22 protein-coding genes are annotated in these 25,227 nt (G+C 66.8%); 15 read left to right on the forward strand and 7 right to left on the reverse strand.

What is annotated here, in order from left to right; translation table 11 throughout:
• The 3 genes from AB0C34_RS10090 to AB0C34_RS10100 all read left to right on the forward strand — a co-directional run bounded on the left by AB0C34_RS10090 (position 1) and on the right by AB0C34_RS10100 (position 4,399).
• Positions 1-1,863, forward strand: coding sequence for a dynamin family protein (locus tag AB0C34_RS10090; protein WP_357069493.1), 1,863 nt, complete (start codon positions 1-3; stop codon positions 1,861-1,863).
• Positions 1,860-3,419 (forward strand): dynamin family protein, encoded by a 1,560-nt coding sequence (locus AB0C34_RS10095; protein ID WP_357069495.1) that lies wholly within the window; start codon positions 1,860-1,862, stop codon positions 3,417-3,419. The genes AB0C34_RS10090 and AB0C34_RS10095 overlap by 4 nt, the downstream gene beginning before the upstream one ends.
• 335 nt (positions 3,420-3,754) lie before the next feature.
• Complete coding sequence (locus AB0C34_RS10100; RefSeq protein WP_357069497.1) at positions 3,755-4,399, forward strand: endonuclease; 645 nt, start codon at positions 3,755-3,757, stop codon at positions 4,397-4,399.
• 19 nt (positions 4,400-4,418) lie between these two features.
• Here AB0C34_RS10100 and AB0C34_RS10105 read toward each other — a convergent pair whose 3' ends face one another.
• A complete protein-coding gene (locus AB0C34_RS10105; protein ID WP_357069498.1) occupies positions 4,419-5,582 on the reverse strand; it encodes a zinc-binding dehydrogenase in 1,164 nt (387 codons plus the stop codon).
• 129 nt (positions 5,583-5,711) lie between these two features.
• On the opposite strand from AB0C34_RS10105, the gene AB0C34_RS10110 reads away from it, so the two are divergent.
• From AB0C34_RS10110 to AB0C34_RS10135, 6 genes are all read left to right on the forward strand, one after another.
• Positions 5,712-6,044, forward strand: a complete 333-nt coding sequence (locus tag AB0C34_RS10110) for a hypothetical protein (protein WP_357069500.1) — start codon at positions 5,712-5,714, stop codon at positions 6,042-6,044.
• 167 nt (positions 6,045-6,211) lie between these two features.
• Complete coding sequence (gene dnaK, locus AB0C34_RS10115) at positions 6,212-8,059, forward strand: molecular chaperone DnaK (RefSeq protein WP_357069502.1); 1,848 nt, start codon at positions 6,212-6,214, stop codon at positions 8,057-8,059.
• Positions 8,056-8,691, forward strand: a complete 636-nt coding sequence (gene grpE / locus AB0C34_RS10120) for a nucleotide exchange factor GrpE (RefSeq protein WP_357069504.1) — start codon at positions 8,056-8,058, stop codon at positions 8,689-8,691. The genes dnaK and grpE overlap by 4 nt, the downstream gene beginning before the upstream one ends.
• A 24-nt stretch (positions 8,692-8,715) precedes the next feature.
• Positions 8,716-9,876, forward strand: a complete 1,161-nt coding sequence (gene dnaJ, locus AB0C34_RS10125) for a molecular chaperone DnaJ (RefSeq protein ID WP_357069506.1) — start codon at positions 8,716-8,718, stop codon at positions 9,874-9,876.
• Positions 9,876-10,274, forward strand: a complete 399-nt coding sequence (locus AB0C34_RS10130; protein ID WP_357069508.1) for a helix-turn-helix transcriptional regulator — start codon at positions 9,876-9,878, stop codon at positions 10,272-10,274. The genes dnaJ and AB0C34_RS10130 overlap by 1 nt, the downstream gene beginning before the upstream one ends.
• 539 nt (positions 10,275-10,813) lie before the next feature.
• On the forward strand, positions 10,814-11,983 hold the full coding sequence (locus tag AB0C34_RS10135) for an FAD-binding oxidoreductase (RefSeq protein ID WP_357069510.1): 1,170 nt from the start codon (positions 10,814-10,816) through the stop codon (positions 11,981-11,983).
• Positions 11,984-12,046: 63 nt separating this feature from the next.
• On the opposite strand, the gene AB0C34_RS10140 is transcribed toward AB0C34_RS10135, so the two are convergent.
• From AB0C34_RS10140 to AB0C34_RS10155, 4 genes are all read right to left on the reverse strand, one after another.
• Positions 12,047-12,811 carry an FAD-binding oxidoreductase gene (locus AB0C34_RS10140; RefSeq protein ID WP_357070123.1) on the reverse strand — a complete coding sequence of 255 codons (765 nt, stop codon included), beginning with the start codon at positions 12,809-12,811 and terminating at the stop codon, positions 12,047-12,049.
• Between the two features lie 31 nt (positions 12,812-12,842).
• Positions 12,843-14,000: an FAD-binding oxidoreductase gene (locus AB0C34_RS10145; RefSeq protein ID WP_357069512.1), complete on the reverse strand. Its 1,158-nt coding sequence runs from the start codon at positions 13,998-14,000 to the stop codon at positions 12,843-12,845.
• 236 nt (positions 14,001-14,236) lie between these two features.
• On the reverse strand, positions 14,237-15,121 hold the full coding sequence (locus AB0C34_RS10150) for an LLM class flavin-dependent oxidoreductase (protein ID WP_357069514.1): 885 nt from the start codon (positions 15,119-15,121) through the stop codon (positions 14,237-14,239).
• A gap of 71 nt (positions 15,122-15,192) precedes the next feature.
• Positions 15,193-16,128 (reverse strand): NADP-dependent oxidoreductase, encoded by a 936-nt coding sequence (locus tag AB0C34_RS10155; protein WP_357069516.1) that lies wholly within the window; start codon positions 16,126-16,128, stop codon positions 15,193-15,195.
• A 318-nt stretch (positions 16,129-16,446) separates the two neighbouring features.
• Between AB0C34_RS10155 and clpB the strand changes: the two genes are divergently transcribed.
• Positions 16,447-19,002, forward strand: coding sequence for an ATP-dependent chaperone ClpB (gene clpB, locus AB0C34_RS10160; RefSeq protein ID WP_357069518.1), 2,556 nt, complete (start codon positions 16,447-16,449; stop codon positions 19,000-19,002).
• A gap of 129 nt (positions 19,003-19,131) precedes the next feature.
• Here the strand turns inward: clpB and AB0C34_RS10165 are convergent, their stop codons facing one another.
• On the reverse strand, positions 19,132-19,569 hold the full coding sequence (locus AB0C34_RS10165; protein WP_357069520.1) for an ankyrin repeat domain-containing protein: 438 nt from the start codon (positions 19,567-19,569) through the stop codon (positions 19,132-19,134).
• Complete coding sequence (locus AB0C34_RS10170; protein WP_357069522.1) at positions 19,569-20,237, reverse strand: GH-E family nuclease; 669 nt, start codon at positions 20,235-20,237, stop codon at positions 19,569-19,571. The genes AB0C34_RS10165 and AB0C34_RS10170 overlap by 1 nt, the downstream gene beginning before the upstream one ends.
• A 470-nt stretch (positions 20,238-20,707) precedes the next feature.
• Between AB0C34_RS10170 and AB0C34_RS10175 the strand changes: the two genes are divergently transcribed.
• The 5 genes from AB0C34_RS10175 (at position 20,708) to AB0C34_RS10195 (ending at position 25,225) form a co-directional block, all read left to right on the forward strand.
• The gene (locus AB0C34_RS10175; RefSeq protein WP_357069524.1) at positions 20,708-21,484 is read left to right on the forward strand and encodes a DUF5666 domain-containing protein; all 777 of its coding nucleotides are present in this window, start codon (positions 20,708-20,710) and stop codon (positions 21,482-21,484) included.
• 113 nt (positions 21,485-21,597) lie between these two features.
• Positions 21,598-22,695 (forward strand): hypothetical protein, encoded by a 1,098-nt coding sequence (locus AB0C34_RS10180; protein WP_357069526.1) that lies wholly within the window; start codon positions 21,598-21,600, stop codon positions 22,693-22,695.
• Positions 22,696-22,750: 55 nt separating this feature from the next.
• Positions 22,751-23,566 (forward strand): SDR family oxidoreductase, encoded by an 816-nt coding sequence (locus tag AB0C34_RS10185; RefSeq protein ID WP_357069528.1) that lies wholly within the window; start codon positions 22,751-22,753, stop codon positions 23,564-23,566.
• Positions 23,563-24,114, forward strand: a complete 552-nt coding sequence (pyrE, locus tag AB0C34_RS10190; RefSeq protein WP_357069530.1) for an orotate phosphoribosyltransferase — start codon at positions 23,563-23,565, stop codon at positions 24,112-24,114. The genes AB0C34_RS10185 and pyrE overlap by 4 nt, the downstream gene beginning before the upstream one ends.
• Before the next feature lie 52 nt (positions 24,115-24,166).
• Positions 24,167-25,225 carry a beta-ketoacyl-ACP synthase 3 gene (locus tag AB0C34_RS10195; RefSeq protein WP_357069532.1) on the forward strand — a complete coding sequence of 353 codons (1,059 nt, stop codon included), beginning with the start codon at positions 24,167-24,169 and terminating at the stop codon, positions 25,223-25,225.
• The last annotated feature ends 2 nt before the right edge of the window (positions 25,226-25,227 follow it).

Raw genomic sequence — 25,227 nt, forward strand, 5'->3', positions numbered from 1 at the left:
ATGGGAATGCCCGCGCCGAACATCACGTCACCGGCGATGCCGCTGCTGTCGGTACTCGGTGAAACCATCGCGGCGGCGCGCGCCGCGGGCCGAAGCGATCTGGTCGGCCGCCTCGAAGTGGCGGCCGATCGGGTCCGCGACCCGCGCAGGCGCATCGTTGTGGCCGGCCGCATCGGCGATGGCAAGAGCTGTTTCGTCAATGCTCTGCTGAACCTCGACATCTGCCCGGTCGGCGACGATGCCACTACGACGATTCCGACGCTGCTATCGCACGGCCCCGAGCCGAGGGCGGAGCTGGTACTCACCGGGCACGGTGACTCCAGCGGCGGTCAGACCAGGGTCTCGGTGCCGATCGGCGAGCTCGCCACGATCGACGCGCGGTCTCCGCTCGCGCGCGGACTGCGGGTCGTGCGTCTAGAGGTCCAGGTCCCCAATGCACTGCTGGCCGACGGCATCGTGCTGATCGACACCCCTGGGGTCGGCGGACACGCGAGTTCCTATGTCACGAATCCGCTCGGCCTGGTGCCCACGGCCGACGCGGTGCTGGTGCTGTCAAATGCGTCCACCGAACTCACCGAGCCCGAACTGTCGTTTCTGCGACAGGTGCGGGAGCTGTGTCCTACGGTCGCGTTACTGCTCACCAAGACCGACCTGTACCCGCACTGGCGGCAGGTGCACGACGCCGATCGGGCCCATCTCGCACGGGCCGGTCTGGACGTGCCCATGATCGCCGTCTCCGCGGTGCTACGCACCCACGCGTTGCGGTTGCAAGATCAGCGGCTCGGCATCGAATCGGGCTTCGGCACGCTGTATCAATTCTTGCGTGACCAGGTCGTCGCGCGTGACGAACTGGCCACGCGCGCCGAGGTGGCGCGTGACATCAGGTCCGCGGCAGAACACCTGGCGCTGGCGCTGGGCAGTGAACTGGTCGCTGTGCGCGACCCGGCGCAGGGGGCCGCGGCCGTTCGCGGGTTACATTCCGCGCGTGCGGCGGCCGAGGGACTGCACCGCCGCACCGCGGCATGGCAGCAGACCCTCGCCGATGGCATCACCGACTTGGCCGGAGATGCGGAACACGATCTGCGCACCCGGTTGCGCACCATCGTCCGCACCACCGAGGAGTGGATCGACGCGCACGATCCTGGCCGACACTGGGACCGGATCGCCGAACACCTCACCGACACCATCGACACCGCGCTCGGCGACAACCTGTTGTGGAACCACGCCCGGGCATTTCAGCTCGCCGAGCGGGTCGCGGAACATTTTTCCGATCTCGGCGCGGTCGACCTGCCGGATGTGCGGTCCGGATCGCCGGCCGATATCGGCCGAGCCGACGCCGTGACGCTGGCCGACCTGGAGCCCGACATCGGATTCGGCAGCAAGCTGCTGGTCGGAATGCGCGGCTCCTATGGCGGTGTGCTCATGGTCGGCCTCGCCACCACGTTCGCCGGACTCGCGATGCTCAACCCGATCTCGATCGGCGCGGGAGTGTTGGTGGGCGGCAAGGCCTTTCGTGACGACAAGCAGGCCAGGCTGGCCAAGCGTCGCAACGAGGCGAAGGCGGCGGTGCGTAGGTTCGTCGACGATGTGGCGTTCCAGGCGGGTAAGGAGTCGAAGGACCGGTTGCACCGCATCCACCGCGCGCTGCGCGACCACTACGCAGGCGTCGCCGAGCGGAGTCTGCGCTCGATCGACGACTCGCTGCGCGCCGCGCAGGAGGCTGCGGCGATGGCCACCAGCCAGCGTGCCGAACGCGCCGCGCTGCTCGAACATCAACTACGCGTAGTCGCCGAGTTGCGCCGACATGCCGAGGTCAGGCAGGCCGCCGCGCCGAACGGACACGCCGATACGGTAGCCCCGTGAGACGGGACGGTGCGGCGGTGCCAGGAATCGTCGCCGAGGCGCGTCAGCTGGTCGGCGCGGCGCGTGCGGCGCTGGCGAGCGAGCCGCGGCCACGGGCACTGTTGGCCGACTGTGCTCGTAGATTGGACCAGCCGCTGCGGGTCGCGTTGGCCGGCTCGCTCAAGGCGGGCAAGTCGACTTTGCTGAATTCCCTGGTCGGACAGGATATCGCCCCTACCGACGCGACCGAATGCACCAAGGTTGTCACCTGGTACCGGTACGGGTCGACACCCAGCGTCACCGCGTATGCCGATGACGACGCCCGCGCGAATGTGGTGGTCCGGCGCGGCGGCGGAACGCACGGGCTGAGTTTCGACCTGGATCGGCTGACCTGGGACGCGCCCACCCCGCGCGAGGTCGATCACCTGGAAGTCGAGTGGCCCGCGGCGGCGCTCGCGCACACGACGATCATCGATACACCGGGTACGTCGTCGCTGTCGCGCGAGGTGTCGCGGCGCACCGCGCGGCTGTTGACGCCGGCGCACGACGAGCAGCGTCGAGAACACCGGGGAGACATCGCCATTCCGGGCGCCGATGCCGTCGTATACCTGCTCCGTCGGCTGGACGATGCGGACGTGCGATTCTTGGAGCGGATCGGTACGAGAACCGCCGCGGCCGCGGGAACGTCGGATTCGCCGGCGCCGCTCGGCGTCGTCGGCGTGGTGTCGCGGGCCGACGAAATCGGTGCGGGGCGGATCGACGCGCTGCACTCCGCGCGCGATGTCGCGGCACGTTATGCCAGAGAGCTCGAGCGAACCGGGCTGTGCCAAGCCGTGATTCCGGTCGCTGGACTACTCGCGTTCGCCGCCGCCACGCTGCGCCAGCAGGAGTTCGCGGCGTTCGAGGCCCTGGCCGGGATCCCCGTCGAGGAGGTGAGCGCGGCGCTGCTATCGGCGGACCGGTTCGTGCGCGCGGACGTCTCGCTTCCGGTGCCGCCGCAACTGCGGGCGCAGCTGTCCGAGCGATTCGGCTTGTTCGGCATTCGGATGGCGGTCACCCTGATCCGGCTCGGCGTGCGCGATTCGGCCGGGCTCGCCGCCGAATTGACCGAGCGCAGCGGTGTCGACGAGTTGCGCTCGGTGCTGGACGTCCAGTTCGGCCAACGCGCCGATCAACTCAAAGCGCATTCCGCGTTGACCGCGCTGGCCAGAGTGCTCATCGCCTACTCGGGCACCAATGCCGACGGCCTGTTGCCCCGGGTGCGGACTCTGCTCGCCGACGTCCACGGCTTTGCCGAGTTGCGTCTGCTCGGCCGGTTGCGCACCGATGAATTGGCACTTCCCGCAGCCGATCTCGGTGCACTGCACCGTCTCATCGGCGGCGTTGGCATCGCTCCCCACCTGCGCCTCGGCCTCTCCGTGGACGCGACGCCCGCGCAGCTGCGGGCCCAGGCGGTCGCCGCCGCCCGAATGTGGCGCGCCCGCGCCCGCCATCCCCTCGCCGACCAGTTCACCGCCACCGCCTGCCTCACCGCCGCCCGCAGCGCGGAGGGAACGCTCAGTCTGCTGCCCGAGTAGCCAAGTGTTTCTGCTCGAACAAGCGACTGCGCCGGCCGGCACTGTCGTCACGCCGGAAGCAATGCGGATGATCTGGGCGACTGACTTCGCGCGCCGGCATTCTCCGTGAATGAATGCCGGTTTTGGAACTGGTGCTGGTGAGTGGCATAACCCGCGCATTCGTCGACGCGGGCACACACCCGCCGACCGGTGACGCCGACCGAGGCAAGCCGGCCGAGATGACCGCGGACTCCCGCACCGCTGATCGGCTGCCTCCGACTATCTGGAGGTTCCGGGCCGTTCGTGTACCGCTCGGCTTCCTGGGTACGCGAAAGGTGGGCGAGAGGAGGTCACACATGAGTCAGCAGGATGTGGTGCACGCGTTGCTCGACCGTGCGGGCTGGGGATATGCGGAGCAAGCGGGTATCAAGCTCGGTGATAAGCCGGCTCCGCTGTTCCAGCTGCTCATGCTGGCCGAACTGCTGAGCACCCGAATTTCCGCCGATATCGCGGTCGCGGCCGCACGGGAACTGGTTGGCAGTGGCTACCGCACGCCGCAGCGCGTCGCCGACGCGGACTGGCAGGAATTGGTGGACGCGCTCGGCAGGGCGCACTATCGCCGTTACGACGAGAGCACCGCGACCCGGCTCGGCGCCAACGCCGCACGGGTAATCGACCGATACCACGGTGATCTGCGCGAACTCGGCGAGGAAGCGGGACGCGACCCCAATCGCGCCGCCGAACTGCTGTGCGAGTTCCAGGGTATCGGGCCGACCGGAAGCGATATTTTCCTCCGGGAGGTCCAGGACGTCTGGATCTGGGTTCGGCCGCATTTCGACGAACGCGCCCTTCGCGGCGCCCGTCGGGTCCGGCTTCCGGACGACCCCGACCGGCTGGCTGATCTCGCACCGCGCGACCACACCGCGGATCTCGCGGCAGCGCTGGTGCGGGTGACCCTGGACGAGGAGATCGCTGACGAAGTACTCGCCGACGCGCGATGACGCGCGGCCGAGTGAAACGTCAGACCGGGGTGACGGCGGGACTGCGCGGATCCACCAGGATTTTCGCGTGCTGCTCCGGATTGCCGAGCGCGGCGAACGCGTTGTCCACGCCTGCCAGTCCGACGGTACCGGTGATCAGCGGGGTTGGATCGATCTTTCCGTCGGCGAGCATGTGCAAGGTGTCGCGGAACTCGCCGGGGTCGTAGCCGAACACGAAGCGCAGTTCGATCTCCTTGTTGATCGCCATTGCGGGCTGGAAGCGATCGGCCTGCATACACACACCGACCACGACCACGCGCGACAGCGGCGGGGCAGCGGAAATGATCTGCTCGATGATCCCGGGCACACCAACGCATTCGAAGACCACCGGCCCGGCGGGGCTGGCGTTCAGTGTGTGCGCCAGCCGGAAGACGTACCACCACGGTAGATTCGGCACGCGCCGCAGCCGGTCCATGGTGTCGAAGCCGAGGTCGAGGATGTCGGTGACACTGTTGATCCGGCCTTTTCTCGGCGCGGCGGTCCACGGTGCTTCGGTGGCCGGGTCGACCACGACGTCGGCGCCGCACGCGGTCGCGAGTTCCCTTCGCCGCGAGGAGAAGTCGCTGGCCACCACGGTGCGCACGCCCGCGGCCTTCAGCATGCTGATCACCGCGAGACCGATCGGGCCGCAGCCGATGACGAAGGCGGTCTGGCCTTTGCCTACCCGACCCCTGTGAACGGCGTGCCAGCCTACTGCCATCGGCTCGGTCAGTGCGGCGTGTTCAGCGGACAACCCGTTCGGCACCGGCATGGCCATCGACTCCTGGACCACCACTTGCTCGGCATACCCGCCGGGCGCCGCGCTCGACAGGCCGACCAGGTGTGGCTGCTTGCCGTGGCGCACGATCGGCAGGGCGACCACCGGGGTGCCTGCCTTCCATCGCTTGCGGCAGCCCGGCCCGTAATCGACTACCGTGCCACTGAATTCATGCCCGAGCACCACGCTCTGCTCCGACCGCATGAAGTGGTCGTACCCTGTGGCCACGGACAGATCCGCCATGTCGTCGGCGTGCGTACGCGCGTGCAGATCGGAACCGCAGATACCGCAACGGACCACGTCGAGCAACACCTGACCAGGGCCGGGAATCGGCCTCGGTAGTTCGATGACCTCGAATTTCGTGTCGGTGACGACGGTGGCCCTCATCGCGACTCCTCGGCTCGGCGGCGCTCGGTGGGTAGCCTGCTGCGGGCATCCCTGTCGTCACCCTACTGCGCGGTAGCGAGGCCGCGGCCGAAACGCGGAGCCGTCGCCGCGTAAGCGCGGGAATACCTCTTGTCCGAGGTCGGCGTCGATGTCACGCCCGCCGCGGCGGGCTTCGTGCACGACGACACCGTGCTGCTCAGCGCGTCTTTTCAGCGCGGCGCGCGACCGTCGCGCTACGTCGTCGATCAGGAACGTGCCGAACTCCCCGGTGGGGAGCGCCGCGAGCGCGTCGGCGTGGTGACGCCGGGTGCGGTGAACCCCTGCGCGCGGATCTGCTCGACCGCGGAGTCCGCCATGGCCCGGTGCGGCCTCGAATTTTCCGATCCGCCGGGAATGATTCGCGCGTGCCGTCGGTTGAGCTGTTCGACAACATTGAGTGCGTTCGACTCAAGTTTTAGTTGACTCCCGCCGCCTGGCGGGTGCAAGATTGAGTCGACCACGCTCAGCGTTGCTGGAGCCGTGCTCCGTGAGGTGCTCGAGGCGAGGTCTCACGGCACACATCCTGTGCCGTAGGGCGGTAGTTCGCCGGCACCGAACACAAACAGGTACGTCAATTAGGAGGAACCACCATGGCTCGTGCGGTCGGAATCGACCTCGGGACCACGAACTCGGTCGTCGCCGTTCTCGAAGGCGGCGAGCCGGTCGTCGTGGCCAACTCGGAAGGATCGCGCACCACTCCGTCGATCGTCGCGTTCGCGAAGAACGGCGAGGTACTGGTCGGCCAGCCGGCCAAGAACCAGGCTGTCACCAACGTCGACCGCACCATCCGCTCGGTCAAGCGTCACATCGGTACCGACTGGACCGTGGAGATCGACAGCAAGAAGTACACGCCGCAGGAGATCAGCGCGCGCACGCTGATGAAGTTGAAGCGCGACGCAGAGTCCTACCTCGGTGAGGAGATCACCGACGCGGTCATCACCGTGCCCGCGTACTTCGAGGACGCCCAGCGTCAGGCCACCAAGGAAGCGGGCCAGATCGCCGGCCTGAACGTGTTGCGCATCGTCAACGAGCCCACTGCCGCCGCGCTCGCGTACGGCCTGGACAAGGGCGACAAGGAGCAGACCATCCTGGTCTTCGACCTCGGTGGCGGCACCTTCGACGTCTCGCTGCTGGAAATCGGCGAGGGCGTCGTCGAGGTCCGTGCCACCTCCGGCGACAACCACCTCGGTGGTGACGACTGGGACGAGCGGGTCGTGCAGTGGCTGGTGGACAAGTTCAAGGGCAGCTCGGGCATCGATCTGACCAAGGACAAGATGGCCATGCAGCGGCTGCGTGAGGCAGCCGAGAAGGCCAAGATCGAGCTGAGCTCCTCGCAGAGCACTTCGATCAACCTGCCCTACATCACCGTCGACGCGGACAAGAACCCGCTGTTCCTCGACGAGCAGTTGACCCGCGCCGAGTTCCAGAAGATCACCTCGGACCTGCTCGACCGCACCCGTGCGCCGTTCCAGTCCGTGATCAAGGACGCGGGCATCAAGGTGTCCGACATCGACCACGTCGTGCTCGTCGGCGGCTCTACCCGGATGCCCGCCGTGTCCGAACTGGTCAAGGAAATGACCGGTGGCAAGGAGCCCAACAAGGGCGTGAACCCGGATGAGGTCGTCGCCGTCGGCGCCGCCTTGCAGGCCGGTGTGCTCAAGGGCGAGGTCAAGGACGTCCTGCTGCTCGATGTGACGCCGCTGTCGCTGGGCATCGAGACCAAGGGCGGCGTGATGACCAAGCTCATCGAGCGCAACACCACCATCCCGACCAAGCGCTCGGAGACCTTCACCACGGCCGACGACAACCAGCCTTCGGTGCAGATCCAGGTGTTCCAGGGTGAGCGCGAGATCGCCTCGCATAACAAACTGCTCGGCTCCTTCGAGCTGACCGGGATCCCGCCTGCCCCGCGTGGCGTGCCGCAGATCGAGGTCACCTTCGACATCGACGCCAACGGCATCGTGCACGTGACCGCGAAGGACAAGGGCACCGGCAAGGAGAACACGATCAAGATCCAGGACGGCTCCGGCCTGTCCAAGGAGGAGATCGACCGGATGGTGAAGGACGCCGAGGCGCACGCCGCCGAGGACAAGGCCCGCCGCGAGGAGGCCGAGACCCGCAATCAGGCCGAGTCGCTGGTTCACCAGACCGAGAAGTTCATCAAGGACAACGAGGACAAGGTCCCGGCGGACGTCAAGACCAAGGTCGAGGCGGCTATCGGCGAGGCGAACGCGGCGCTCGCGGGCACCGACATCGCCGCGGTCAAGGCGGCCGTCGAGAAGCTGGCGACCGAGTCCCAGGCGCTTGGTCAGGCGATCTACGAGGCGTCCGCCGCGGATGCCGCGGCCTCGGGCAACGGTGCGGCGGGAACCGAATCCGATGACCAGGTCGTGGACGCCGAGGTCGTGGACGAGCCGGTCGACACGGAGAAGAAGTGACACAGGGCAACTCCGAACAGGAGCCGATCACTGTCGTCGACAACCGGAAGATCGACCCGGAAACCGGTGAGATCCGGGAACCGGCCGCGGACGGGCCCGGACCGGACCTGGGCAACGGTGTACAGACCGACACGCTCGCCGACACCATCGGTGGCGAACTTGCCGAGCGCACTGCCGATCTACAGCGGCTGACCGCGGAGTACGCCAACTACCGGCGCCGGGTCGAGCGCGACCGCAAGGCCGCCATCGACACCGCCAAGGCGTCTGTGGTCACCGAACTGCTCGGCGTGCTCGACGATCTGGACCGGGCACGGGCGCACGGCGATCTGGAGTCCGGACCGCTGAAGTCGGTGGCCGACAAGCTGGCGACCGCGCTACAGAAGCAGGGCCTCGAGGAATTCGGTTCGGAGGGCGAGCCTTTCGACCCGACCCTGCACGAGGCCGTGCAGCATGAGGGCTCCGGACATGACCCGGTGATCGGCATCGTCATGCGCAAGGGCTATCGGTTCGGCGACCGGGTGCTTCGGCACGCGCTCGTCGGGGTGACCGATGGCGTATCCGATCTGGCGGCGACCCCCGATCAGCCGTCGGAAGAGGCATCGGACATTGATGCCGACACGAGCGATCGATAAGAACGCGAGAGGAGGAGATGCTCGGTGAGCCAACGGGAGTGGATCGAAAAGGACTTCTATAAGGAGCTGGGCGTTTCCTCCAGTGCCTCGCAGGATGAGATCAAGAAGGCGTACCGCAAACTCGCGCGCGACTTGCATCCCGACGCCAATCCCGGTGATACCAAGGCCGAGGAGCGGTTCAAGACCGTCAGCGAGGCGCATGCCGTGCTGTCGGATCCGGGCAAGCGCAAGGAGTATGACGACACCCGCAAGCTCTTCGCGGGTGGCGGTGGTTACGGTCGCGGCGGGTTCACTCCCGGCGCGGGCAGCGGCTTCTCGCAGGAGTTCAACATCGGGGACATCTTCGGCTCCGCGAACGCGGGCGAGGGTGGCCTCGGTGACCTGCTCGGCGGTCTGTTCAACCGGGGCGGCGGGCGGACCGCGAGCCGCCCCCGCCGCGGTTCCGACGTGGAGACCGAGACGACGCTCGGCTTCCGCGAAGCGGCTCAGGGCGTCACTGTTCCACTGCGGATGACGAGTCCGGCACCGTGCACCACCTGTCACGGCAGTGGCGCCAAGCCGGGGACCAGCCCGCGAGTCTGCCCCATCTGCAACGGGACCGGCATCGTGAGCCGCAACCAGGGTGCGTTCGGCTTCAGCGAGCCGTGCGACGACTGCCGGGGGACCGGTTCGATCATCGATGATCCCTGCGTCGACTGCCACGGCAGCGGTGTCCAGAACCGCACGCGCACCATCACGGTGCGGATTCCCCCGGGAGTCGGTGACGGGCAACGGATCCGGCTGGCTGGTCAAGGCGAGGCGGGGTTGCGCGGGGCGCCGTCCGGTGATCTGTTCGTCACCGTGCACGTCAGCCAGGACAAGGTGTTCGGCCGCAACGGCGACGACCTGACCCTGATGCTTCCGGTCAGTTACAGTGAATTGGTATTGGGCACAACGGTGTCCGTACCCACACTGGAGGGGCGTGTCGGGGTGAAGGTTCCTCCGGGCACCGCTGAGGGTCGTATCCTGCGGGTGCGCGGCCGTGGTGTTCCCAAGCGCGGCGGCGGCGCCGGTGACCTGCTGGTCACCGTGAAGGTAGCAGTGCCACAGAAGCTGGACGACGATGCCACCGAGGCGCTGAAGCGCTACCAGGAGGCGGAGAAGACCAGCGGATTCGATCCGCGCGCGGGTTGGGCAGGTGCGTGATGTCCACCGATCCGAAGAAGGCGTCCGGCGCGGCGCGCGCCGAGTTCTTCATGATCTCGGTGGCGGCCCAACTCGCCGGCATGCACGCGCAGACCTTGCGCACGTATGACCGGCTGGGGCTGGTGACGCCGCAACGCACTTCGGGTGGTGGACGGCGCTACTCGACGCGGGACGTGGAGCTGCTGCGCGAAGTGCAGCGGCTGTCCCAGGACGAGGGCGTCAACCTCGCGGGGATCAAGCGCATCATCGAGCTGACCAATGAGGTGGAAGAGCTGAGTCAGCGGGTCGGCGAGCTGTCGGCCGAGCTGGAGCGGTTGCGGGCGGGCTACCGGCCCGATCTCTCGCCGCCGCAACGCAGCACCGCATTGGTAGTCTGGAAGCCACGCAACCGGCGCTGAACAACCGGTACGGAGGGCCCTCGGCCACAGATTGCGACCCGCGATTCGTGGCCGGGGGCCCGCTGTCGTTTCTGGACAGCGGTGTTTCAGCAAGTAGCCAATGGTAAACCAGAACATGTTCCGCGGAAGCCGTTCCAGCCACGGTAATTCGATGTCGACTCAGCCGATGACGATTCGCATCGATCGGCCGGCGGCCGCGGTGTCGACGATCCGGCGTGTTCTCCGCTCGACTGTTCGAGTGTTGCTTGAGAGTCGCTACAACCGACCGACCGGGACGGAATTTTCCTAGTGTGCCTTGCGAATTGAGCGATTCTTCGACCGAGTTTCTGCCAGATATACCGTCTTCCAGTCGGTTTCTATGGCGTGTCTCGATTCGAATCCTCGTTTCCACGGAATTGCACTCGTGATCTTTTGTCGGAAGATTCCGTTGCTGGCAAACCTCGTTTACACTTCTTTGGCATCGGCTGCTGTCGAGTGACCCGCAGCATGCACTCGCCGGCACAGTCTGTGTTCGAATGCGAAATGGGGTTGTGACGCACATGGATTCGCGCACCATCGCTTTGATCAGAACGACATTCAAGGCGGTTGCTGCGGAGGAAGGGGGGTCGGAGAAACTGGCGAGATCGTTCTACGCGATCTTGTTCACGGACTACCCGCAAGTCCGCGATTTCTTCCCGGCCGCCATGGATGCCCAGCGAGATCGTCTGGTCAAGGCGTTCTCCTATGTGCTCGACCGGCTGGAGGAGCCGAGTAAACTACTCCCCTTCCTTGCCCAATTGGGTAGGGACCACCGCAAATACGGCGTGGAAGCCGAGCACTACCTCGCGGTGGCGACCTCGCTGAAAACTGCGGTGCAGGTATTCGCGGGTACCGAGATGTGGACCGATGAGGTCGACCGAGCCTGGGACGAAGGCTTGAAGGTCGTCACCGACACCATGATCGGCGCAGCGGAGAAGGAGACGACGCCGTCGGTCTGGACCGGCACCGTCACCGAGCGTCGCGAGGTGCTGCGTAACCTCACCATCGTCCGGCTACAACTGGACCAGCTCATGCGGTATGCCGCAGGCCAGTACGTGAGCGTACAGATTCCGTCGCGGCCGCGAATGTGGCGTTATCTCTCGCCCGCCATACCCGCGAACACCAACGGCGAGATCGAATTCCACATCCGCGGCGTGCTCGGCGGGTGGGTCAGTTCGGCCATCGTCGGTCAGACCGCCGTCGGCGACCGGTGGTTACTCGGTTCGCCGCTCGGCGGTCTCGGCATCCCGCGCAATGCCAAGCGCAAGATGCTGATGATCGGCTGTGGGACCGGCCTCGCGCCGCTGCGCGCCCAACTCATGGCAATGGCGCTGCGGCGGATCAATCCGAAGGTGCATTTGTTTGTCGGCGGCCACCATCCGTGCGACCTGTACGACCTGGAGACGCTGAGCAATCTGGCCGTCGCCAACCGCTGGTTGACCGTCACACCGGTCACCGAGCTCGACGAAAACCCCTGGTGGCATGGCGAACACGACGAGACAGCGCGGCTATGGCCTGGTCTGGAGCCGCGGGTTATCGGCCAGATCGGCAAAATCGTCTCGAGCTTCGGGGCCTGGGCCGACCGCGACGTGCAGATCGTCGGTGCGCCGTCGATGGTGCAAACCACGAAGTTCCGATTGATGGCGGCCGGAACCCTCGCCAAAAACATCCGACACGATCCGCTGTATTGATTTGTGGCCGCGGACGGCGCTCGATGGCCTCGCGCGGTAAGGGGCAGGTGTTGTGCGCCTGGTTCAGATTCCTTCGAATTGGATTCGCTCCGGCGGGGTGCCGATGTCGACAAGCCGCTCGACGGTCGCGCGCGTCATGGCGGGCGACCCGCAGACCAGCACCTGATGGTTGCGGAACGCACCGTGCGATCCGAGTACGTCGGCGAGCGTTCCGTAGAGCAAGTCGTCGGGTTGGAAACCGATGTCTACCCGGGATCGCTCGTACCACTCATCGACCCAACCCGGGTCGCTCGGGCTCTCCACCACGGGAACCACCGTGAGCCAGGGCAATTCACCGGCCAGCAGGCACAGCATGTCCGCGGCGTACAGGTCGCGAGGTGATCGTCCGCCGATGAACAGGTACGTGGGCGGCGGGTCGGTCTTGCGGGCCAACTCGAGGATCTGCGCGCGCATCGGCGCCAAACCCGTTCCGCCCGCGATCATCACCACCTCGTCGCCCTCCGGATCCACCGTGAACGCGCCGAGGGGAGCGCCGATACGCCACTCGTCGCCGGGCGAGGTGTCAGCCACGATCGTGCCGCTGCACCAGCCGCCCGGCACGGTGCGAACGTGGAATTCCAACTTGCCATCCAGCGAAGGCGGCAGTGCCGGTGAGAGCCTGCGCCGCACGCCGGGCTGCTGTGGCACCCGCACCTCGACGGACTGACCCGCGGCGAACGGTACGAACTCGCCGATCAGACGGATCACCGCGAGGTCGTGGCGCAGCCGATGATGACCGACGACGGTCGAGGTCCATTCGGGCGCCTGATGCGCACCGTTACCGAGCATGCTCGGATCCCCCACCGGGGCCTCCTTCAATTCACACAGGGTCGCAACTGATGATCTGCTCCGGCGTACCGACCGCCATGAGCGCGCGCCGGGTGTCCGCGATCATCCGCGCCGACCCGGCGATCTGGATCTGCCGGTCCGCCCATGCGCCGAAGCTCGCGACCACGGCGCCAAGATTACCGATCAAGCGTCGATGCATGCCGTACGGTGCGTCCTGGGGCGGATGCGGGTACCACCAGGGGTTGGTCTTCTGCTCGCACACCGGCACGATGGTGAGCCACGGGTTGCTCTGCGAGAGCTGCCACATGTTCTCCACGTCGTACAGGTCGCAGGGGTAGCGGCCGCCGATGAAGAAGTGCACGCGGGGGTTGATGCCGCGCTGGCCCATTTCGATCAGTTGGGCCCGCAACGGGGCGATGCCGGTGCCCGCGCCGATCATCAGCACGTCACGGCCGCTGTCCCGGTCGACGTGCAATCCACCGAGCGGAGCAGCGATCCGCCACTGGTCGCCGACCCTGGTCTCCTGGACGATCGCGGGGCTGACCCAGCCGCCGCGGATCTTGCGCACGTGGAACTCGATCTCGCCATACGGGTTGGACGGGATCGCGGGCGAGAAGTACCGCCACATCTTTGGTCGCTGTGGCAAGGTGACCGGCAGATACTGCCCGGCTTGGAAGGGAATCGGCCCGTCGGACTGCAGGCGCACGATGGCCAGGTCCTCCAGCACACGGCGATGGCCGACCACCGTCGCCGTCCAGTACGGCCGGGATTTGTCGGAATTGGCGCCGATCGCCATGGACGCGGAGATCAGGATGGTGATGTCGCGCCAGCCTTCTTCCAGGCCACGGTGCCAAGCCCCGCCGTTGTACGCGCGGAAGGCTGCGAGTAGCGCGCGGCCCGCCATGTCGTAGTGCGTGGCTTCGACGCCGTACTTGCGGTGATCGCGGGCGAGTTGCTCGAGGAACTTCTGGGCCCGGTCCCAGTCCTCCAGGTGATCGAGCACGTATTGGATCGCCGTGGCGATGCGTTTGGGCTGCATTTCCATCGCGGGTGGGAACAACTCGCGCAGCCGGGGGGCCTCGGCGAACAGATGACCGTAAAACGCACTGACCAACCGCTCGGGTCCATTCGGTGACTCGATCACCGAACGGAAATTGGCGCGGACCAGCGCCGCCGAACGCGCATCCACGACGTGGAGCTTCCTTTCCCTCAGTTCTGCCCGGAGACTGTATCCGTTACCGGCGGTCCTCCACCGACAAGTATCCCCGAAAATCCCGTGGTCGTGTGGGGATGGCAGTAAGACCGGACACACGGTAATCGGTGGCCCGTCGGTGGAGAACGCTGGCCTGTTCTGCACGGTGCTGCCGACTTTGCCGCCCGGGCGGGTGCGGCATCGCATGCGGTGAAGTAGCTAGGTGCAGCCGATCAGCGCCCACCGTCCAAGCGGACCGCAGGTACGACCTGCTCGGTATAACGACGAATCTGCTCTACGGGTTCCCCCTCCGTCGGCCAGAAGACGAAGCCGTCGACGCGTTGGTCACGGTGTAGTGCGAGCAGATCCTCGACCCACCGTTCAGGCGGACCCTCCAGGAAGCCGTTGTCGGAACCGTCGGCGGTGATCGTCCCGGACACGTTGTAGACCCGACGCACCGTCCGCGGGTCCCGACCCGCTGCCGCGGCGGCATCGTCGATTCGCCTACCGGCTGCGGCAAGATACGCCGGCGGCGCCCATGCGGCCGAAGGGAGCCAGCCGTCGGCGAGACGGCCGGTCAGTTCCAACATGCGCGGGCCTTTGGCACCGACCCAGATACCGGGGTTGTGCCGCGGTCGAGGGCCGGGGTGCGCTCCACCGAGTGCGTAGAACTCGCCCGGCACGCGGACCGACCGTTCGTCGCTCCACAGCGCGCGGATCACCGCGATCGCCTCGGCGAGGGCACGCACCGATTCGCCGCGGGTCCGCCGCGGCCCGCCCATGCCCGCGATCGCATCCCAGAACGCGCCAGCGCCGAGGCCGAGCTGGATCCGACCGTTGCTGATGATGTCGAGGGAGGCTACCGCTTTCGCGAGTACCGCGGGATTGCGCAGCGGAAGATTCACGACGTCGGGGAACAGGCTCACCCGGGTGGTCTGGGCCGCGAGGGTGGTGATCAGCGTCCAGGTGTCCAGGAACCTGCGTTGGTAAGGGTGGTCCTGGACGCCGATCAGGTCCAGTCCGGAGGCGTCGGCGTAGGCGGTCAGTTCCGCGAGTTGCTGGTAGTTGTCGGCCTCTGGGATCAAAAACAGGCCGAATTCGACTGGCCGGGTGCTCATCACACACCTCCGGGCGTTTGCGCGGGTAGTTGCCGTTCACTTGGCTCGGGGTGGGCCGGAAGTGGAAGTCCTCAGATGGTGAGCACGGTCTTGCCGCGGGCGCTGGACGCGCCGATGACCGCGGGCCCCTCCGCGAGCGGGACGGTCGTGTCGATCGGCACCACCAGGTCGCCGTCGGCGACGCGCTGCATGAGCCGGGCCAATTCCGGCGCGCGAGCTTTGGACTCGATATTGCCGCCCTTGATGTCCCTGGCGCGCAACGCGTCCTCATCGGCGGAGCCGATGGTGGAATACACGGTTCCGCCGCCGCGTACCAGCGCGGTGAGGCCGGTGAGCGCCGTCGGCGGGCTCACCAGATCGAACAGGATGTCGATACCGTCGGGATATCGGGCAGCGACCTGGTCACCGACTGACCCGGCGGCGTAATCGACAGTCTCGGCGGCGCCGAGTCGGGTCATCCGGTCGGCGGCGGCGCCGCGCGCGGTCGCGATGACGTGTGCGCCCGCGATATTGGCCAGCTGCACGAGAAATGAGCCGACGCCGCCGGTGGCGCCGACGATCAGTACGATCTGGCCGGGTTGGATCCCGGTGGCGTCCACGAGGTCCTGCGCGGTGCCGCCGGCGGTCGGTAGCGCCGCTGCCGCGGCGGTCGGCACACCGACCGGGATCGGTACCAGGGTGGCGTCTTCGGGAACCACCGCGTACTCGGCGAAGCTGCCGTGGCCGGCCGGCGGAGTGAGGAACTTGCCGACCACCCGGTCACCGACCGCGAACCGGCGCACGCCGGAACCGAGCGAGTCGATGGTGCCCGCGCCGTCCACCCCGAGGATCATTGGAAAGTCTTGCGGCAGTGTGCCGTTCAGGAATCCGGTAGCCATGCGCTGGTCGAACGGATTCACGCCGGCGGCCTCGAGCTGTACCCGCACGGCGCCCGGTCCGGGTTCGGGCATCGGCATGTCGGCCACCTCTGGCGTCGCTCCGAACTTCCGTACCACGATCGCGCGCATCTATTCGCTCCTTGATTCGGGCTGAAGAGTGATGCATCACAACTGACGGGCCGTGGTCATCGTAGGCGTCCGAAGGGTGCCAACGGGGTGATTCATCGCATTCCACTGAGCCGCGGCGTAGCGTTCGACCTGATCAGGTGGCGTTGAATGGACGTATGAACGGCTCGGCTGAGAGTATCAAACTTGAGCGGAACAGACTCAACCTTTTCAGCGTTGGACGGTAAGAACGGCGCCGGGCGATGTGGCGCGCGGACTTCGGTAGATCGCATCGACCGAATGCGCTCGGTGTCGGGAAATCGACTAGTAGGAAGGTGACTCGTGGACTCGTTCAATCCCACCACCAAGACTCAGGCGGCCCTGACCGCCGCCCTGCAGGCAGCTTCCGCCGCGGGCAACCCGGAGATTCGTCCGGCGCACTTGCTGGTGGCGTTACTGGATCAGACCGACGGTATCGCGGCGCCGCTGCTGAAGGCGGTCGGAACGGATCCGGCGACCGTGCGGCGCGAGGCACAGGACATCGTGGACCGGTTGCCCCGGGCGACCGGCGCCACCACCACCCCGCAACTCGGCCGCGAGGCCCTCGCCTCGATCACCGCGGCCCAGCGTCTCGCGACCGAACTGGGTGACGAGTATGTCTCCACCGAGCACGTCATGGTCGGTCTCGCCGAGGGCGACTCGGACGCGACGATGCTGCTCACCAAGTACGGCGCCACCGCGGACGCGCTGCGGCAGGCGTTCACCTCGGTCCGCGGCAGTGCCCGGGTGACCAGCCCCGATCCGGAGGGTAGCTACCAGGCGCTGGAGAAGTACTCCACCGATCTCACCGAGGCCGCGCGATCCGGCAAACTCGATCCGGTAATCGGCCGGGACACCGAAATCCGTCGGGTGGTGCAGGTGCTGAGCCGTCGCACCAAGAACAACCCGGTACTGATCGGCGAGCCAGGCGTCGGTAAGACCGCGATCGTCGAGGGCCTCGCTCAGCGCATCGTGGCCGGCGATGTCCCGGAGTCGTTGCGCGGCAAGTCCGTTGTCTCGCTCGACCTCGGCGCCATGGTCGCGGGCGCGAAGTATCGCGGTGAATTCGAAGAACGGCTCAAGGCTGTGCTGGAGGACATCAAGAACAGCGCGGGGCAGATCATCACGTTCATCGATGAGTTGCACACCATCGTCGGCGCGGGCGCGACCGGAGAATCGGCGATGGACGCGGGCAATATGATCAAGCCGATGCTGGCCCGCGGTGAGTTGCGCATGGTCGGCGCGACCACACTGGAGGAGTACCGCAAGCACATCGAGAAGGACGCCGCCCTGGAGCGGCGCTTCCAGCAGGTCCTGGTCGGTGAACCGTCGGTGGAGGACACCATCGGCATCCTGCGCGGGATCAAGGAGCGCTACGAGGTGCACCACGGTGTGCGGATCACCGACTCCGCGCTGGTGGCGGCGGCGACACTGTCGGACCGCTACATCACCTCCCGGTTCCTGCCGGACAAGGCGATCGATCTGGTCGACGAGTCGGCCTCGCGGCTGCGCATGGAGATCGACTCGCGTCCGGTGGAGATCGATGCAGTGGAGCGCGCGGTGCGCCGGCTGGAGATCGAAGAGGTCGCGCTGAGCAAGGAGACCGACGAGGCGTCCAAACAACGGCTGGACAAGTTGCGTGCCGAACTCGCCGACGGCCGCGAGAAGTTGAACCAGCTGACGACCCGCTGGCAGAACGAGAAGAGCGCGATCGACCAGGTCCGTGTGCTCAAGGAGGAACTGGACTCGCTGCGCGGGGCGTCCGAGCGCGCCGAGCGCGATGGCGATCTCGGTAAGGCGGCCGAGCTGCGCTACGGTCGGATCCCCGCGCTGGAGAAGCAGCTCGCCGAGGCCGAGAGAACGTCGGCGACAGCGGCTGACGGCGAGGTGATGCTCAAGGAGGAGGTCGGTCCGGACGACATCGCCGAGGTGGTGTCCGCGTGGACCGGGATTCCGGTCGGCAAGATGCTCGAGGGGGAGACGCAGAAACTGCTGCGTATGGAGCAGGAACTCGGCCGACGCGTGGTCGGTCAGTCCGAAGCGGTACAGGCGGTTTCCGACGCGGTGCGCCGGGCACGCGCCGGCGTGGCCGATCCGAACCGGCCGACCGGCTCGTTCATGTTCGTCGGCCCGACCGGTGTCGGCAAGACCGAGTTGGCCAAGTCATTGGCGGACTTCCTGTTCGACGACGAACGCGCCATGGTCCGGATCGACATGAGCGAATACAGCGAGAAGCACGCGGTCGCCCGTCTGGTCGGGGCACCGCCCGGCTATATCGGGTACGACCAGGGCGGCCAGCTCACCGAGGCGGTACGCCGCCGGCCGTACACCGTGGTGTTGTTCGACGAGATCGAGAAGGCGCACCCGGATGTGTTCGACATCCTGTTGCAGGTGCTCGACGAGGGCAGGCTCACCGACGGACAAGGTCGTACGGTGGACTTCCGCAACACCATCCTCATCCTGACCTCCAACCTGGGTGCTGGCGGCGATCGCGAGTTGATCATGAACGCGGTGCGTTCGGCGTTCAAGCCGGAATTTCTCAATCGCCTCGACGACGTGGTCATGTTCCACGCGCTCGACGAGGAGCAGTTGGAGAGCATCGTCGACATCCAACTCGACCAGCTGCAGAAGCGGCTGTCGCAGCGCAGACTGAAGCTGGACGTCAGCGATTCGGCCAGGTTCTGGCTGGCTGTCCGCGGGTACGATCCCGTCTACGGCGCCCGCCCGCTGCGCAGGCTGATCCAGCAGGCCATCGGCGACACCCTCGCCAAAGAACTGCTCGGCGGCGAAGTCGGCGACGGCGACACGGTGAAGGTGACCGTCAGTCCCGGCGGCGACGGCTTGATCGTCGGGCGATGAGACTGACCCTGGTGTGTTCTGTGCCTTCGCTGTTCATCCCTCGGCGCCGGTGATCGTTCGACGGCCCCCGGGCGCGCCAGCCGCCGTGCTTCGAGTAGGTGCTCGGAGCGCGGCGGCTGACTGATCGGATCAGTCTGCGAGGTCGGCGAAGGCATCCTTCAGCCACTGCGGTCCGTCGACCCGACGGACATATCTGAACGGACTGGATCCACTGGCGGATTTCTTGTGCGGATCCGCGCCCCGCTCGCGGAGCAGCCGGACAGTCTGTTCGCTGGACCACGCGCTGGTGACCGCGGTGAAAAGCGGGGTGCGTCCAGAACTGTCGCGAGCATCGATATCGGCACCGGCATCCAGGAGTAGGCCAAGCACCTCGGCGTCGTCGTACTGCGCGGCGAGGTGCAACGGAGTGTGACCGTCGCGGTCGCGATCGTTGGGGTCCTGTCCGCGTCCGAGCAGTTGCGCGACCAGTCCCGGATCCTCGTCAGCTGCGGCGTAGTGCAACGCGATTCGGCCGAACTCATCGCGGGTCGAGTCCATCGACCTGCCCGACTCCGCCGACTCACCCATCAGCTCTCCCGTGCCAGTTCGTGTCGGTGACTCTGGTTGCCCGGCGCATCCTCGATACGATAAAACTTGGGTTGATTCACATGGGCGACAAGTTCCTCCCATGTCCAATCCTTCCCCTGGGTTCCCCGGGTTCGATGAAAATCACGAATATCCTTCTTCACGCTCTCGCGTATGCGATGCCATTCGTGACCAGGCATGTGGCCGACGTTCGGTCGGCTGTCCACCGGGAACCGCCAGCCTGCCGGATCGTGGAAGTACCAGCCCCGATCGTCCTGTGGTAGTTGCGTAATCCGCGAATTGTCATAGCGGCCGCTGACCGGAACCAGTACCTTCTCGTCGGTCGCGCTGACGAAGAATTCCTGCCCATCCATAGTGTGCTTGCGCGTCGAGTCGCGCACCGCCTGCACAGTCGTTTTCGTCAGTGCCGGTCGTTCGTTGCGCCGCAGGCGCAACTCGGCGCCGCTCAGCCCGCCGTGAAACCATGGATCGTTCTCCAACATGGTGGTTATCGAGCTGCGACCTTCCAAAATCGGCGACGCGGCAGTGCCGGGCGCGCGCTCGTTCATGTCGAACTCGATCGACTCCGCATTGTCCACATCCCCCCGCGGCCACGCTCTTGCCGCCTGATCCGCCCCACCGGCGACGTCGCGAATCGGGTCCTCGACCACGATTCGGGCCGCCTTCCTGCTGCGCTCCACCGTTCTTGCCGCTACCGCTCGGAACATTTGCACCAGGGCGTCGTCCCGCATCATCGCGGAGCGGAGCGGAAGAGTCGATGAAAATTCTCGTTACCAGCAGTGGCAGCGCAGGCTTTCCATTCACCAGGAACGCGTGCGAGAGAACTGTCGGCCAGACGTGGGGAGGCGTGGCCCGCCGGGGCCGAACCGAACCGGTCGGTGCCAGTCCGCCGCGGTGGCGTGCCGATCGAGGACCCCTGTCTCGCGGCGGTGGGCATGACCGAAATTTTACCCGGGTGGGTCTGGTCTGGTCAGGCCCCAATAAGCCGGGGCTCCTGTGGAATTCGTCAAGCGCGCGCGTCTGCACGTAGCCTGACCGCATCTCTGCCGCGGCGTCCGCGCGGCTTCCGACACGCCGCGCCGCGGGCCAGGAAAAACGTGCGGAGCCTACCCTGGACGTCATGACCAACCCGAACGATCCGTGGGGACAGCGGCCGGATGATGCGCCGACCGAACACCTGGGTCCGCCGGGCAAGTCCGGATACGGTGACCCGCCGCGCACCACGGCATACACCGAGCCGTACAGCACCGGCGCGCCCCAGGACTATCCCGCCTATCCCGCGACGGAGCAGTACGGGACGTGGGCACCGCCGGGTCCGAACGCCACCCGCGAGATTCCGCCCTACGACGCGCACTGGGCCGCGTACCAGAGCGGTTACGGGGACAGTTCGGCGGTACCGCCCGGCGCCGCCGCGCCGTATATCGGACAACCGCCGCGACCGCCGCGGCGCAACACCGGGCTGTTGATCGCGCTCGGCATCGGTGTCGTGTTGTTGATCGGCGCGATCGGCGTGGTGGCCGGTGCGCTACTCGGCGGCCGTGATTCGTCCCCGACGAACACCGCGGGCGCCTCGTCGGCGCCGACTACGAGCCGGTCGGCCCCCGGTGCCCGTACGAGCAAGCCGAGCGTGCCCGGCCTCGGCAACGTCGATGGGCTCGGGGCGACCATGGGGACCATCGCCGCCAATGACGGGGGGACGCTGACGGTCAGCGCGATGACCGGCAGCGTCATTACCGTGCGCACCGACTCGAACACCAAGGTGATCGCGATGTCGGGTGCCAAGGTATCCGATCTGGCCACCGGTGAGATCGTGCTCATCCAGGGCGACAAGGCCGCGGACGGGTCCATTCAGGCCAAGATCATCGTCAGCGTATCGATGCCGGGAGGCGGACGATGAGCGAGCCGACGAGTCACGATCAGCTGGTGCCGACGAGCTGTCCGGCCTTCGCTCGGCCCGGCGCGGGGCCAATGACGGACTATGTCCGGCTGCTCCTATTAGGCTAGGCGGCGATGACGGCAATATGGTTCGGGTTGGCGGCGATCGCGCTCGTGGGCGCGATCGTGTTGCTGTATTTCGATCGGATCCAGCGGCAGCGGACCGGTCACGCGCGGCAGGTCTGGGCGAAGTCCCAGAGTTATACCTACGTGTCGGTGGAGCCGGCGCTTCCCGCGACGTGGCGGCGTGGCGCACTGGTCAAACTGGGCTATCTGTCCGCGGTCGACGTGGTCTCCGGCATTCGCAAAGGCGAGAAGTTCGTGCTGTTCGATCTGGAGGACTCCGCGACGCTGGTCGCGGTTCGCCGCCAGATCGGGTCGGACATCGACGTCGATATGCGACTGAAGACCGCCTCCCCGCCCAAGGACCACGATCTGGAACTGCTCGGCGCCATCGGTGGTCGGGTGGTCTTCGCGACCAACCCCGAAATCGCCAGGCACGCGGTCGATCAGCGCATGGTCGCCTTCATCGAGGCACTGCCCGACACCGTGCAGATGCTGTGGAGCGAGGGTAACTGGACGCTGGGCATGCTGTCGGTCGGCACCGCCGCTCGGGACTGGGAGACCGCGATCGATGCGGTGCTTCGGCTGTCCGGCCTGCTGCACGTGCTTCCCCCGGTCAGCGAACCGCGCTTCGACGGTGGCGGGCACGATCCCGGCCGTCCACGTCCCCGCGGCCGCCAGCATCCCGAAGATCAGGATGGGCCCGAGGACGAGGCGGCGGCCGGTGCTGCCAGGCCGCAGCCGCCACGGATGCGTAAGGACGAACACGACGCGCAGTCGTCCGCAGAAGCCTCCCACGAGAAACGCTTCGACGAGGACCGTTCGCCGCTCGCCGCCGTGGATGACTCGGGGTCGGAGCCCACGCGGCGCCCTTCGCTCGCGGTGGTGCCGAATGCGCGGGTTCGGGGGCGCGAAGACCGCTGGCCGGCCGAGGAGAATCGGCGCGAGGCAGACAATCGGCCGCCGCGCGCGGAGCACGACGACCGTGCGGTCACGGGAGATCGGTCGGACGCGAAGCTCGAGTCCCCGGGTGCGGACCGCCCGGCCGACCAGCCCGGCGGCCCCTTCCATCCCGGATTCCGTCCCTATCAGGGCCCCGTACCCAAGTGACCGGCTGCGCTCACCCCGTAGCCGCTACCGCACGCCTTCGATCGACCGGGCGGTCATGACCGAGCAGTCGCATCCCCGGCTGCCCGGCGCCCTCCGACCGGTCGCCTTGATCACGGGACCCACCTCGGGCATCGGTCGGAGTTTCGCGACCAGGCTTTCTTCGCTCGGCTACGACTTGGTGCTCGTCGCCAGGGACGAGCCGCGCCCGGCCGCGCTCGCTACGGCACTGGATCATCGGTTCGGTACACGCTCGCAGTTGCTCGTCGCGGATCTCGCGCGCGAGTCCGATCGTGCGCGAGTCGCGGCCCGACTGGACGATGGCGTGGAATTGCTGGTCAACAATGCGGGTTTCGGGCACTCCGGCGAGTTCTGGACGCTGCCGCCGGAACTGTTGCAGACACAGCTGGATGTCAACGTCACGTCGGTGATGCAACTCACCAGAGCGGCGCTGCCGCCGATGATCGCCGCGGCCACGGGCAGCATCGTCAACGTGGGCAGTGTCGCGGGCCTGATCCCTGGACGGGGCTCGACGTATTCGGCGTCCAAGGCCTACGTCGTATCCTTCACGGAAGGGTTGGCCGGAAGACTGGCCGGAACCGGAGTCAGGGTTCAGGCCCTGTGCCCGGGATTCGTGCACACGGAATTCCATGACCGGGCCGGTATCGAGATGTCGTCGCTGCCGAAAGCGCTGTGGCTGAGTGCCGACCAGGTGGTCGCCGGCTCGCTGACCGATCTGGAGAAGGGCCGGGTGCTCAGCGTGCCCGGTACGCAGTACAAAGCGCTCACCACCGTCGCCGGCATGATCCCGCGGACCCTGGCGGCCCGACTGAATCGCGGCCTGTTCGCCGCACGCGAAAGGACTCGAGAATGACCGATCAGGTGATCACCGACAACCGGGACAGGTTGGCCGTGCTGGTGCGCGAACTGGCAGTGGTGCACGGCAGGGTCACGCTGTCCTCGGGCAAGGAGGCCGATTACTACGTCGACCTGCGCCGCGCGACCCTGCACCACTCCGCGGCCCCACTGATCGGCACACTGCTGCGCGAACTGGTCGCGGACTGGGATTTCGACGCTGTCGGTGGGCTGACCATGGGCGCCGACCCGGTCGCGATGGCCGTGATGCACGCACCCGGTCGCCCGATCGACGCCTTCGTGGTGCGTAAAGCCGCCAAGACGCACGGCATGCAGCGTCAGATAGAGGGCCCAGACGTGGTGGGGAAGCGGGTCCTGGTCGTCGAGGACACCACCACGACCGGAAACTCGCCGCTGACCGCGGTGCGCGCACTGCGGGAGGCGGGTGCCATCGTGGTCGGCGTCGCCACTGTCGTCGACCGGGGGACCGGCGCGGACCAGGTAATCGCCGCGGAGGGGTTGGAGTACCGCTCGATCCTCGGACTCGAGGATCTCGAGCTGGGATAACCTGGATACCGGTCTAATTATTCGAGAAGGTGAAGGGTCGTGTGAGTCACCAGTGGTGAGCATTGCAGTCAACAAGAATCGCGAAAATGTTGCGATGCTCGGAATCGGGGCTTACCGGCCCAAGCGCCTCGTCAGTAATGCCGAGGTGTGCGAGGTACTGGACTCCACCGACGAGTGGATCTTCGAGCGCACCGGCGTTCGTAATCGGCGCTGGATCAGCGATGACGAGACGCTGCGTTCCATCGCCGCGGCAGCCGGCGAGCGCGCGATCGTCAACAGCGGCATCGACCGGTCGAAGATCGGCACGCTGATCCTGGCCACGTCGAGCTGGCTCACTCTCACCCCGCACGGCGCGCCGTCGGTCGCCCACGACATCGGCTTGAACGGAATCGCCGCATTCGACCTCACGTCCGGGTGTGGCGGTTTCGGATACGGCCTGGGTGTTGCCGCCGACCTGATCCGGGCCGGTTCCGCCGAATATGTGCTGCTCATCGGTGCCGAGACGATGACGGTCGGGTTGGACCCCACCGATCGCGGCACCGCCATGATCTTCGGTGACGGCGCGGGCGCGGTGATCGTCGGGCCGAGCGAGGAGAACGGCATCTCGCCGACGGTGTGGGGCAGCGACGGCGAGAACGCGGCCGCGATCAAGCAGGACATCGACTTCCTGGAGTACATGCACCGGGCGCAATCCATGCAGGGCCTCGACCCGGAGGTCGAGCCGGTGGGCCGAATGTCGCTGCGGATGGAAGGCCCGCGCGTGTTCCGCTGGGCCGCGGTCACCTTGCCGCGGGCGCTGTCGACCGCGCTCGAGGTGTCCGGTGTCGCCATAGCGGACATCGAGGTGTTCGTCCCGCATCAGGCGAATGCCCGGATCAACGAGCTGATGAAGAAGAACCTCGGTCTCTCCGACGATGTCCCGATGGCCAACGACATCGAGAACACCGGCAACACTTCGGCCGCCTCGATTCCGCTTGCGATGGAGGAGATGCTGGTATCCGGCAGGGCCAAGGGCGGCCAGACCGCGTTGCTGCTCGGTTTCGGCGCGGGCCTGAGCTATGCCGGCCAGGTCGTCACGTTGCCGCCCGCCCCAGCCGAGCCGAGTTTCTAGCC

The sequence above is a fragment of the Nocardia sp. NPDC049220 genome (assembly GCF_040647855.1).
GTDB lineage: Bacteria > Actinomycetota > Actinomycetes > Mycobacteriales > Mycobacteriaceae > Nocardia.